The sequence below is a fragment of the Sphingorhabdus sp. genome, assembly GCF_044357595.1.
Taxonomy (GTDB): domain Bacteria; phylum Pseudomonadota; class Alphaproteobacteria; order Sphingomonadales; family Sphingomonadaceae; genus Sphingorhabdus_B.
Window position 1 is genome coordinate 1 of sequence record NZ_JBIKPH010000077.1, and the last position, 11,188, is coordinate 11,188.

Sequence of the window (11,188 nt, forward strand, 5' to 3'; positions counted from 1 at the left end):
CGCCGGTCGAGGCTGCTATCGCGCTGTCTATTGTGTTTCTAGCCGTGGAAATTGTGAAACGCGAACCGGGCGCGCCGCGCCTATCGGAACGCATCCCATGGGTTGTCGCCTTCCTGTTCGGTTTATTACACGGCTTCGGCTTTGCAGGCGCGCTCGCCGAGATCGGATTGCCCCAGGGCGAAGTTCCTATGGCCTTGCTGACATTCAATCTGGGGGTTGAGGCTGGCCAAATTGTCATCGTGATCGGTGCCATGTTAATATTGTGGGCGCTGCGCCGGGCAAACGCCCTTTACGCGGCCCGCGCGCAAATTATCGGCGCCTATGCCATCGGCAGTGTTGCGGCCATGTGGCTACTGCAACGTATCCTTGCAGGCTAAGCAATTCTTAACGCAATTCCGACACCGGCATCGGTTGAATGCATTCCAGCGCGCAGTTGCTCACAAGCTCAGTTACATTCCATCTTTTTATAAGGAATGTTAAGCGTCCCTTTTTACACTGGCTATTTCCCGCTGTTGCGAAATGCAAAGCGCAGGAGCTGGTACCAAAGTGGCTTGGGGTAACGCATATTCCGCTTAAACCGTTGTCTTATTTTCCGTGTCGGGACGATGGCGACCTGACGGTAAACACTTATGATTGCAGTCATCACGCTGCCTCCCTCTTTTCTGAAATTGCTTGTGCGTAAGTTTGGAACAGTGCTGCGAAATGATCATCGAGTGTCCGTGCTGTTGCGGCCGCGCGGTGTGCGGCAGACTGAAGCTGATGCCCGTCGCGATCGAGAAGACGCATAATTGCATCCGCGGCGGCATGCGCATTTCCGGGCGTATAGGTTTCGCTGAAATCGGGATGCGCGATATCTGCGACCGCACCTCCATTAGGAACTATCAATGGGAGACCAGATGCTAAGGCCTCTGACGCAACGAGCCCGAATGTTTCCGCGGATGAACCATGGACGAGTGCATCACAGCTTGCCATGATGGTGGCCAGCGCCGTCCGATTGCGCACGGGTTCCAGCAACTGGATATGCGGATTGCCGCTTACATGTTCAATCACCGAAGCCTGCTGGTGACCATTGCCGATGAGAACCAACCCTACAGGCCGTTTCGCAGCTACACGTGCGACAGCGTCTATAACGCAAGGCCAGCGCTTTTCCGGAGTATGCCGACCGATCCCCAACAACAAAGTCGCCGTATCCGGTAGATTACAGCGCGCTAACAAGTCTCGCCGAACAGACATGTGCCTCCGCGCTGGAGAGAAAACGCCCGCATCGACGCCCATCGGGATGTTGACAGCACCCCGTATGCCGCCACCCGTTAGCCTCTTTTGAAGGCTTGGCGACGCGCATATTGTGAAATCAAAGCTGTTGCACATGCGCCTGAGATAGCGCCAGAACCATTCAAATTGCCGATCGATGACATCGCGCGGTGCAACGCCGTCAAACCAGCGATATGCCCATGCCGAAAGCGGGTCATGGTGCATGAACATTGACCGAAGTGCGTGGCCTTGCCAGCTTCTTGCAACCCATGCGCCGCGCCACGGGGAGGACGCCTCCAGCACATCGGGTTGCTCGGCGTCCAATATGGCGTGAACCGGCGCTGCGTCCCAGAACATGCCATATTTCTTATCAAATGGCAGCGCGGGGGCTTTAACATAAATGATCCGGCACCCATTTTCATACTCGACAACTTCGTCCTTGTTGCCAGGCGCAATGACAATTATCTGGTGTCCAAGCCGAGCGCCGATAGCGAGCTTAGCGTTAATATAGGTGCGCACTCCGCCGCCTTCAGGGGCATAAAACTCGCAGACATCGACGATCTTCATGGTTGTCCCTCCGCGGCCTGGCCTTTGATTGGGCCAACGCCAAATCCTTGCCGATAATTCATGACGATCGAAATTGATCGCACACCAGAACCGACGACAAGTCCCGCTACTTTTGCCTGGGGTTTGCGGAAGCCGAGTTTAGGATTGTTGGCAAAACCTACACCATCGCCCGATAAACCGAATTTACCGTTGTCATCTCGATCGTGCAGCAGAACCAAGGCATAATTTCCAGGGCCCGGCGCGCGAACACACATCGTCACAGGTCCCATATTTGGCGTGGTCATCGGCACGCGCCGAAAGGGTTTGCCTGCCGCGATCAATATCTTGTCACTTTGCAGAAAATCTGAATCATTTTCAGGGTATAATTCGAGGATGAGTTTACCTCGGCGGTCCTTTAAACCCAAAACATTGACCCGCACCGCAGGACCAGATTCCGCTGTCCGGCAGTCAGCCCCGCTTCGCCCGCGCTCGGATTTAGGGGGTACAACCGCGTTTGTGGGCACAGAAAGCCCGATTGCAGCGAGTGCCAAGATATACCTCATCATGCCCTTGCCTTTTCGGGAAGCATGCCTTGGTATCGGGAGAAAAGTGCCCCGCCGCCCAACATCACCGCGACTATGAAATGCAGCGCCAACATTGCGGTCGCGGTAAGGGTTATCAGCGTGGATACTGCGCTATCTTGTCCAACCAGGAACACTGCGATTACGGCGAAAAGGGCTTCTTTATTTGGCAGAAATGGCAACCGTCCGACCAAAAGCCGGATCATGGATAAAACCAGCCAGAAACCGAAATGTGGGCCGGGCAGAATTATATACCATAATAAGGCACATAACAGCGTGCCCGCAGATAACCGGATAATATGGACCCCAAAAATCCACCAAAGTTCGGGGCGTTCCAGTGTGAACACCCGGCGTGAAAAAAACAAAACAACGAACGACAGGATTAAAAAAATGGCTGCAGAAAGGACGGAGGCATCCGTGTATGCACCAAGATGTAGTTGCGAGACAAAAGGGTAAGTCACGCACAGCAAAAGCAACGCGATAAGGTTAGCCGCCAAAGCTGATAATATATTGACGTCCTTGATCGCTCCAAAAGGCGCCGAGCTTAGCTCTGTGCGCTTTCGTGCCCACAGATAAAAATACACTTCGCCGGAATAGGATATCAGAACCTCATTGCCGATGCGTTTGGCGAGAAGGATAAAGAATCCCGAAACAGGCAGCATCCATAGACGCCGAAAGATAATCCAATCGGCAACGGGCAACGCGAAATAGAGCGCCAACAACACAGGCAAAAACCACAAGTTTTCAGGTAGTGTATCATGCAGTTGCGCGGTGTTGATCTGCCCAAGTTGCAGCACAATGGCGATCAGGAGAGCCGCCGAAAGGCCGCGCGATAGCCATGTCGACCACAGGTTTTTCTCGGGCTTTAAAGTCGGCAGCTCCAAATGCGCAAATGGGGTAGCAGTGAAGGTCAAGCTACCGACCAATCACGTTCGCGAAGTACGGTGTCGCGCTGACCCCGGGCATCAAACCGGCGCGCCAAAAACTGGTAAAAGAAATCATGCTGCCGGGACCGAGGTGTCAAATGGTAAACGACCCGCTCCAATACGGTCCAACGCACTTTCCCGCGATCAGCGCGCCGGTCAGATGTCGTACACCATAATGTGTGATGGTAGATTTGCCGCCCAAACTTCAACACGCGATGCATCAGTTCATGGTCTTTTAAAACATAAGGCCAAAGCAAAGGATCGTAGCTGCCTGCTGCAAGCAATGCGTCTGTGCGAAACATTTGCGCAGCGCCGCTGGTATGGTTCTGATGCGGCAAGATGAACGCGGCGAGCAGACGATGTGCCATACTGCCCAGCCCCCTGAAAAAGGGTTCACGGCGCAAACAGGCACATGCCGCCACATAGTTGGCACCCTTTGCATCAAACAAATGCGTCGCAGTCGAGAGATATTGCGGCGGGTAATATGTATCCGCGTCACAAATCGCCGTGAATTCGGAGGCAACCGCAGCGATGCCCGTTTGCAACGCATATACCTGGCCAGGCCGGGGCTCATGTAAAAAGGTTACTTTACCGGAATAATCGGCCAGCTGCATGCGGGCGTTATCAATGCAGCCGTCGGTTGAGCCATTGTCGACAATGATCAAATCGAACGCGGTGGTTTGCGCAATAATCGATGCTAAAGTCCGCGGCAGAAAGTCCGCTTCATTATAGACAGGTATGACAATCGACCAACGCACAAACTACCCCCGATAGACAAGAGGGCCGTAAATTTCATTTGCCAAAGTACGATGTCAGAACTGCGTCAAATTTATGAAGAATGCACAAATTTTCGGTCACAAAATCGTAATCAAGGCGCGCAAACCGTGTAGGCTAACACGACCCACAGATGAATTTACATCTTGTCCGCGGTGTTCAGTCCGCGCTGATTTCAGAAACCGACGAAGCGCACATTACCTTCAACAGGCTCCCGCTGACGCTCAAACCCGTTTACCGGTGCGTCTTCATCACGATAGCCAATGGCAATGCCGCAGAAGAAAATGTGCGTTTCATCCGACACACCGATAAACTCTTTGATCAGCTTTGCATGCATGGAGAGAAATTCTTGAGGGCAGGTGTCCAGCCCTTCTTCGCGAAGCAACAGCATGACGGTCTGCAGCCACATACCGACGTCGGACCATTGCGGCGATCCCATGCGGCGGTCAAAATAGCACAGCAACACAGCAGGGGCATTGAACGACATTACATTGTTACGAACGAAATCGCCGCGCGCATCCGTTTCAGAGCGACCAATACCCATAGCTTGATACATAGACGCCCCAACTTGTGCCAGGCGCGCTTTGCATTCCGGAATAACCTCTGGGTCTGACCATGAATATTCGGGCGGATCCTGCATCGGCGAAACCAGCATTTTCTGCTGCAGTTCAGCAAGCGGCGCGCCTGTTAATATCGTTGCTTCCCAAGGCTGAAAATTACAGCCTGACGGCGCCCATCTTGCCTTGTCCATGACGCGATGCAGCAGCTCCAACGGAACGGTTGTGGGTGTAAACGCGCGGACAGAACGGCGCGACAGTACTGCTTGGCTGACAGTTAATTGGTTCATGCAGTTTTCCCTGCATATCTAAGGGCAATCGGTCAAGTCCAAGCAGCATTCATCTACGCAAGCCAGATTATGTGATCACACAAAATATGGATATATGGTGCCGCCTATAGGATTCGAACCTACGACCCCCGCATTACGAATGCGATGCTCTACCAACTGAGCTAAGGCGGCATGTGGCGTTTCAGCCTGAGCCAGTCGCATAGCCAAGTGCGTTACCGAGTTCAAGTGGCCTTTACCCCAAATACCCCAACGGCTAACGCTTGGCCATCCTTAGCTTAACAAATCGCAGGCTTAATCGCCTGACAGCACCCAGCCAACACTGATCTGTTTGGCGGCCAGCGGGACGTCAAGCCGCGCCTCGCTGAAGCCGACCTTTGCCCCAGGCGCAAGCGTGCGGACTTTCGTTTTCATTTTCCAACTGTAAACGGGACGGCCGCTTGCGTCTTTCAGCGTTACCAACATTTCGGGTACAGATTGTTTCACCCCAGTTGGGTTCACGATGCTGCCGCTTGCGATAAAATAGGGCGTTCCATCCTCGCGTTCGTTCAGTTCGAGATTTTCGTTCAAAACGATGGTGAGGTCAGGTTCTTCAGCCGCGCCGTAAAGGCCAATATTCGGGAGGCCATAATAAGAGATAGCCACGCCGGCTGCGGCGACTGTCAACGCAAAGACAATTGCCACAAGCATCCATATTTTTGCAGGATTGCGACGTTGGCTAAACGGTGGCGCATGCGCGAAATGGCTTTGCGCAGGCGCATGATCGTCCAAAATGCTTGGGGCTAAGCCCAGGTCGGCATACACTGCGGTTGGCGTCGGTGAAATGGAGCGTTCGGGTGCAAAGCGCGGAAACGCAGGCGGCGCCTCATCGGCATCGGTTTGTTGGGCGATGGAGGTAGGGGAATCGTCTGACGAAAAGACTGGGCTCGTCAAGGACGCCGAGGCACCCTCTGGCACCTCCTGAACTGGCGATTGCGGCAAAGGTGCTACAATGGGAGCAGGCGGCGCTGGTGGTATATGGGCGGGCGTTCCAGCCACACTCTCCGCTGGCGCCGCTATGGACGGCGCTGGCGCGAGTGGTGGAATGGGCGCTGCCTGAAACCAGCCATGCTTGCAGTTGGCACAGCGCACTTGGCGCCCATCAGTACCAACGGCATTGTCAGGGACAACATAGCGTGTGTGGCAGGATGGGCAAACGAGATGCATGGGCTCTCATAAACATCAGCAGTCGCCGACTTGCAACCCTGCTGTTAAAAATTGCTGTGGACGAGGGCTATCGGCGACCTAGCGCGGCAACGAATAGCCTTTGCCCCATCATTCGGTTTGTGCCATTCTTGGCGGTAATGCAAAGCGTGGTGGAATTCGATAATGTGGGACTGCGACATGGGGCCGGCGTGGAGGCGCTGACTGATCTCAGCTCGTTAGCTGGCCTTGCGTTTCTAGTGTACGGTTGGATAATCCTAGCACTCATTCCGCTTGCTGTCACCGCGCTTGCTATGCTTATGGCGCGTTTCACGGTGATTTCTACATTGAAGAAAATGTTATGATCCAAAGGTCCATTGCTTTCATATTGCTGATCTGGATGCTGGGCTTTGCTTGGTTCGCCTTGCTGTTGCCGCAGCCAGCACCCATCGCGCAGACAGATGCGGTCGTTGTCCTAACTGGGGGGGCGAACAGGATTGACCGTGGGCTTGAGATACTGAAATCTGGAAAGTCCAAAAAAATGCTGATTTCCGGCGTCGACCGCGATGTAAAACCCCGCGAACTTGCAGCGCAATATCCCGGGTCAGCGAAATATTTTACATGTTGCATCGCGCTTGGTTTCCAATCGGTAGATACACGTTCAAACGCATTGGAAACAGCGGCATGGGTAAAACGGAACAAAGTAACCAGTATTCGACTTGTTACGCATGATTGGCACATGCGCCGCGCGCGTTTCGAACTGGATAGGGCCTTGCCCAACAACATCGCTGTTACGAACGATGCGGTATCGACACATGCCTCGCTTAGCGTCTTGTTCAAAGAGTATAATAAATATTGGTTGCGCGCGGTCGCCTCGCTTCTTGGGCTTTAACGCATGATCGCTGTCATCCGATCAGCTTTGTACATCGTCATTTTTTACACTGGGTCAGTGTTTTTCGTTGCCACCGCTTTTTTTGCGCAATGGTTCTCCATTCCCTTAATGCAATGGGCCGTACGTGGATGGTCCAAATGGCAGTATAGCTGTTACCGCAAAATATTGGGTATTCACGTCAGGGTTGAAGGCCACTTACCCCACAAACCGGTGCTCTACGCCATCAAGCATGAAAGCATGTTCGAGACGATCGACATGCCCCGCATGTTTCGCAAGCCCGCCGTGGTGACGAAGAAGGAACTGTTCGACATCCCTTTTTGGGGTCCAGCTGCGCGGGCCTATGGCATGATCCCTGTAGACCGCAACGGCGGCGCAGCGGCACTGCGCGCGATGCTCGTTTTGGCCAAAAAGATGATCGCAGACGGAAGACCAATCGTCATTTTTCCCGAGGGGACGCGCGTTACGCCTGGCAACCGGCCGCCATTACAGTCCGGCTTTGCGGGGCTATACAAATTGATCAATCTGCCTGTTGTGCCCATTGCCGTAAATAGCGGATCGTTGAGCCCGCGCAAGGCCGGCATCTGGAAATCAGGGACTATTACCTACAAGGTCGGCGAAGAACTGCCCACGGGTCTACCGCGCGCAGAGATTGAGGCGCGTGTCCACGCCGCCATTAACGCACTGAACGCATAGCGCGCTTAATGCTTGCGCCCAAAATCGGGGGCGTCATCATCCTGACCCTGTTCGACAATTGAACGCCGGATGTTGCGGGTGCGGGCAAATAATGCCTCCAATTCGTCGCCTTTGTCGTAACGGATTGCCCGTTGCAGTGCGCTTAAGTCTTCCGAAAATCGCTGAAGCATTTCGAGAACGGCGTCCTTGTTGGACAAGAATACATCGCGCCACATGACCGGGTCAGAGGCAGCAATGCGCGTAAAGTCGCGGAAACCACCCGCCGAATATTTGATGACTTCGCTTTGCGTCACGCCCTCAAGGTCATCGGCCGTGCCGACGATGGTGTAGGCGATCAAGTGCGGCAAATGGCTGGTGACGGCTAAGACCATGTCATGATGGCGTGCGTCCATAATCTCGACATCGGCACCAAGCTGCTGCCAAAAACTACAGAGCCGCTCTACCGCTGCTTCCGGCGCATGTTCGGGCGGGGTTAATATGCACCAGCGGCCCTTGAACAAGGTCGAGAATCCGGCGTCGGGGCCACTTTTTTCGGTACCTGCAACGGGATGTGCAGGGATGATTGTTGCTGTCGGCAAAACGGCGGTCAATGCGTCGACGACGCTTTGCTTGCACGATCCGACGTCGCTGACAATGGCGTCAGCGGCTAGGTCAGCGGCAAACTCTGCTGCCACAGCGCCCATCGCGCCAACTGGCACGCATAGGATCACAAGATCGGCGTCGATTACTGACGCGCCTGCCGTATCGGTAACATCGTCGCAAATGCCCAACGCCAACGCGCGCGCGCGAACCACAGGATCTGCATCATGCCCTATAATGCGCACCGAGGGCATCTGCGCCCTGACGGCGCGCGCGACCGACGAGCCAATAAGGCCCAGCCCAATAATTGTAAGGCGCGCAAAAGGAAGCATTAGACGCTATCGCCCAGAATTTTGCGCAAGGCAGCCATCACGCCGCGATTTTCATCCTCGGTGCCGATCGTGATCCGCAAGCCATTGCCAAGGCCCTGCCCCGGCAGCCAACGGACGATATATCCTTCGGCCATCAACGCGTTATAGGCGACCTCTGCGCTGCATTTGCCCTCGAACAGGATCATCAGGAAATTCGCCCATGATGGTATCGCCCGCAACCCATGGTTGGCAAGCGATGCAAACTCCTCTGCCATCCATGCGCGCCATTCGGCATTATGCTGGCGGCTGCGCGTGACAAATTCGGTGTCCGCAAGCGCAGCGATGGCCGCGGCTTGGCCAGCCGTTGTGACGTTGAACGGCGCGCGCACGCGGTTGAGCGTTGCGATAAGGCCGGCATGCCCATAGCACCAACCAATGCGTTCTGCGGCAAGGCCATAGATTTTGGAGAAGGTTCGGGTAATCAGCACATTGTCGTGCCGGCGGGCCAGTTCCAAGGCGGCTGGACCGTCGTCATCCATATATTCGCCATACGCTTGGTCAAGCACCAGTACGCAATTGCCGGGTAGACCGGCATGCAGCCGCACCAATTCGCTGTCATCGCAATACGTGCCAGTTGGGTTGTTGGGGTTGGCCACAAAAACCACCCGCGTCTTGTCAGTGACCAGCGCCAGCAGCGCATCAACGTCCGTGCCATAGTCCTTATCAGGGGCAACAATAACATTGGCCGCCGCCTTGCGCGCCGCAATGTCGTAAACTGAAAAGCCATAGCGGACATATATGATGTCATCGCCAGCGCCCGCATAACCCAGCGCGATCAAGTTCAACAACTCGTCTGAACCCGTTCCGCAGACGATCTGGTCGCTGTCGATTTCATACACCGCGCCGAGCGCTTCGCGCAGCATTGTGCTCGCTGGGTCAGGGTAGCGCGCCAGCGATGCGCTTTTGTCTACCAGCGCAGCAGCAGCATCTGGGCTACATCCCAACGGATTTTCGTTCGCGGACAGCTTAATCAATATGCGGCCATCGTCCGACTTTGCTTTGCCGGGCGTATAGGCGCTGATCGCTTCGATCCATGGTTTGGCTACTGGCGTGTTCATGCCCGCGGCCATAGCGGCGACAGCAACGAAGCGCAACGTGTCGCCAATCGGCAAGCGGTTCTTTTAAGAGTTTGGGTTGTTTCGCGCGAAACCGCTGATATGGCTATCGATATGGATGGAGATACGCGTTTCGGACTTGATAAAAAAGCAACGCTGCTTGGGCCAGTACAGCTCGACAGCGGCGCAGAGTTTGCGCCTGTCGAATGTGCGTATGAAACCTATGGCACGCTTAATGCGGACAAATCCAATGCCATCCTGATTTGCCACGCACTCACGGGCGACCAATATGTGGCGTCAACACATCCTGTAACCGGCAAAGCTGGCTGGTGGATGCGGATGGTTGGCCCCGGTAAGCCCATTGACCCTGCACGCCATTGCATCATCAGCATAAACGTGATGGGCAGTTGTATGGGCTCGTCCGGTCCCGCCAGCATCGACCCAAACACGGGCGCGCCTTACGCAATGGGCTTTCCAGTCATTACCATCGCCGACATGGTCCGCGCCCAAGCCCTGTTGCTTGACTATCTGGGCATAGAGATTTTGGAGGCCGTGGTGGGTGGCTCAATGGGGGGAATGCAGGCGTTAAGCTGGGCCGCCTTATACCCCGAACGCGTCCGATCAGCGGTTGTCATTGCCTCCACGGCTCGGCATTCGGCCCAGAATATCGCCTTTCACGAAGTTGGCCGTCAGGCAATTATGGCCGACCCCAGCTGGAACAACGGCGCCTATTATGGACGCGAAGCTCCGAGTGCTGGCCTTGCTGTTGCGCGTATGGCAGCGCACATCACCTATTTGTCGGAAGAAGGCCTGACCGAGAAATTTGGCCGGCGCTTACAAAACCGCGATGCGAAAAGCTTTGGCTTTGACGCCGATTTTCAGGTCGAAAGCTATTTGCGTCACCAAGGCTTAAGTTTTGTCGACCGGTTTGACGCCAATAGCTATCTCTACATCACCCGTGCCATGGATTATTTCGACTTGGCCGAACCGCATGACGGCGTGCTGGCAAAAACTTTTGCGGGCACCAAAACCCGTTTCTGCCTGATTAGCTTCGACAGCGACTGGCTTTACCCCACTGCGGAATCGCGGCGTATCGTCCACGCGCTCAATGCCGCAGGTGCAGCGGCCAGTTTTGTTGAGCTTTCCAGCCCCTTTGGCCATGACGCTTTCCTGTTGGAGGCACCTGAAATGAACCGCATCGTCGATGGCTTTTTGCGCGCAGGGGCAGATAAATGAAGGCGCTGCGTCCCGACCTTGCGATCATCGCCAGAGAAGTGCGCGCGAATGCCCGCATATTGGATGTCGGCTGCGGTGACGGCCTGTTGATGGCCGCTCTGCGCGACACAAAGGGCGTCGACGCGCGCGGTATGGAGTTGAATGCACGCGATGTCGCCACTGCCGTCGCGCGCGGGGTATCGGTGGTTCAGGGCGACGCCGATATCGATTTGGCCTATTACCCTGATGGCAGCTTTGACTACGCCATTCTCAGCCAGA

14 protein-coding genes and 1 tRNA gene are annotated in these 11,188 nt (G+C 55.0%); 6 read left to right on the forward strand and 9 right to left on the reverse strand.

Annotated features, from left to right (window positions below; all coding sequences use genetic code 11):
• Positions 1–377 (forward strand): HupE/UreJ family protein (locus ACIQ2T_RS08635; RefSeq protein WP_397590459.1); only part of this gene is annotated, 377 nt, incomplete at its 5' end.
• A 265-nt stretch (positions 378–642) separates the two neighbouring features.
• Here ACIQ2T_RS08635 and ACIQ2T_RS08640 read toward each other — a convergent pair.
• The 7 genes from ACIQ2T_RS08640 to ACIQ2T_RS08670 all read right to left on the reverse strand — a co-directional run bounded on the left by ACIQ2T_RS08640 (position 643) and on the right by ACIQ2T_RS08670 (position 6,128).
• Entirely contained in the window at positions 643–1,818 is a 1,176-nt protein-coding gene (locus tag ACIQ2T_RS08640) for a glycosyltransferase (protein ID WP_397590460.1), read from the reverse strand.
• The gene (locus ACIQ2T_RS08645; RefSeq protein WP_397590461.1) at positions 1,815–2,363 is read right to left on the reverse strand and encodes a DUF2141 domain-containing protein; all 549 of its coding nucleotides are present in this window, start codon (positions 2,361–2,363) and stop codon (positions 1,815–1,817) included. Before ACIQ2T_RS08645 ends, ACIQ2T_RS08640 begins: the two co-directional genes overlap by 4 nt.
• Positions 2,360–3,292, reverse strand: a complete 933-nt coding sequence (locus ACIQ2T_RS08650; RefSeq protein WP_397590462.1) for a hypothetical protein — start codon at positions 3,290–3,292, stop codon at positions 2,360–2,362. The genes ACIQ2T_RS08645 and ACIQ2T_RS08650 overlap by 4 nt, the downstream gene beginning before the upstream one ends.
• A complete protein-coding gene (locus tag ACIQ2T_RS08655) occupies positions 3,289–4,062 on the reverse strand; it encodes a glycosyltransferase family 2 protein (RefSeq protein ID WP_397590463.1) in 774 nt (257 codons plus the stop codon). Before ACIQ2T_RS08655 ends, ACIQ2T_RS08650 begins: the two co-directional genes overlap by 4 nt.
• 191 nt (positions 4,063–4,253) lie before the next feature.
• Positions 4,254–4,925, reverse strand: a complete 672-nt coding sequence (locus ACIQ2T_RS08660; RefSeq protein WP_397584508.1) for a nitroreductase — start codon at positions 4,923–4,925, stop codon at positions 4,254–4,256.
• Between the two features lie 95 nt (positions 4,926–5,020).
• Positions 5,021–5,096, reverse strand: a tRNA-Thr gene (locus ACIQ2T_RS08665).
• A 120-nt stretch (positions 5,097–5,216) separates the two neighbouring features.
• The gene (locus tag ACIQ2T_RS08670; protein WP_397590464.1) at positions 5,217–6,128 is read right to left on the reverse strand and encodes an MJ0042-type zinc finger domain-containing protein; all 912 of its coding nucleotides are present in this window, start codon (positions 6,126–6,128) and stop codon (positions 5,217–5,219) included.
• Positions 6,129–6,277: 149 nt separating this feature from the next.
• Between ACIQ2T_RS08670 and ACIQ2T_RS08675 the strand changes: the two genes are divergently transcribed.
• From ACIQ2T_RS08675 to ACIQ2T_RS08685, 3 genes are read left to right on the forward strand one after another with little or no spacing between them, the layout of a single operon-like run.
• Positions 6,278–6,469, forward strand: coding sequence for a hypothetical protein (locus tag ACIQ2T_RS08675; protein ID WP_397590465.1), 192 nt, complete (start codon positions 6,278–6,280; stop codon positions 6,467–6,469).
• Positions 6,466–6,996: a YdcF family protein gene (locus tag ACIQ2T_RS08680; RefSeq protein WP_353209461.1), complete on the forward strand. Its 531-nt coding sequence runs from the start codon at positions 6,466–6,468 to the stop codon at positions 6,994–6,996. The genes ACIQ2T_RS08675 and ACIQ2T_RS08680 overlap by 4 nt, the downstream gene beginning before the upstream one ends.
• A gap of 3 nt (positions 6,997–6,999) precedes the next feature.
• Positions 7,000–7,689, forward strand: a complete 690-nt coding sequence (locus ACIQ2T_RS08685) for a lysophospholipid acyltransferase family protein (protein ID WP_397590466.1) — start codon at positions 7,000–7,002, stop codon at positions 7,687–7,689.
• 5 nt (positions 7,690–7,694) lie between these two features.
• Here the strand turns inward: ACIQ2T_RS08685 and ACIQ2T_RS08690 are convergent, their stop codons facing one another.
• Positions 7,695–8,600, reverse strand: a complete 906-nt coding sequence (locus tag ACIQ2T_RS08690) for a prephenate/arogenate dehydrogenase family protein (RefSeq protein ID WP_397590467.1) — start codon at positions 8,598–8,600, stop codon at positions 7,695–7,697.
• Complete coding sequence (gene hisC / locus ACIQ2T_RS08695) at positions 8,600–9,697, reverse strand: histidinol-phosphate transaminase (RefSeq protein WP_397590469.1); 1,098 nt, start codon at positions 9,695–9,697, stop codon at positions 8,600–8,602. Before hisC ends, ACIQ2T_RS08690 begins: the two co-directional genes overlap by 1 nt.
• A gap of 111 nt (positions 9,698–9,808) precedes the next feature.
• On the opposite strand from hisC, the gene ACIQ2T_RS08700 reads away from it, so the two are divergent.
• Positions 9,809–10,930 carry a homoserine O-acetyltransferase gene (locus ACIQ2T_RS08700; RefSeq protein ID WP_397590470.1) on the forward strand — a complete coding sequence of 374 codons (1,122 nt, stop codon included), beginning with the start codon at positions 9,809–9,811 and terminating at the stop codon, positions 10,928–10,930.
• A partial coding sequence (locus ACIQ2T_RS08705) for a methionine biosynthesis protein MetW (RefSeq protein WP_397590468.1) occupies positions 10,927–11,188 on the forward strand: 262 nt, incomplete at its 3' end. The genes ACIQ2T_RS08700 and ACIQ2T_RS08705, both read left to right, overlap by 4 nt.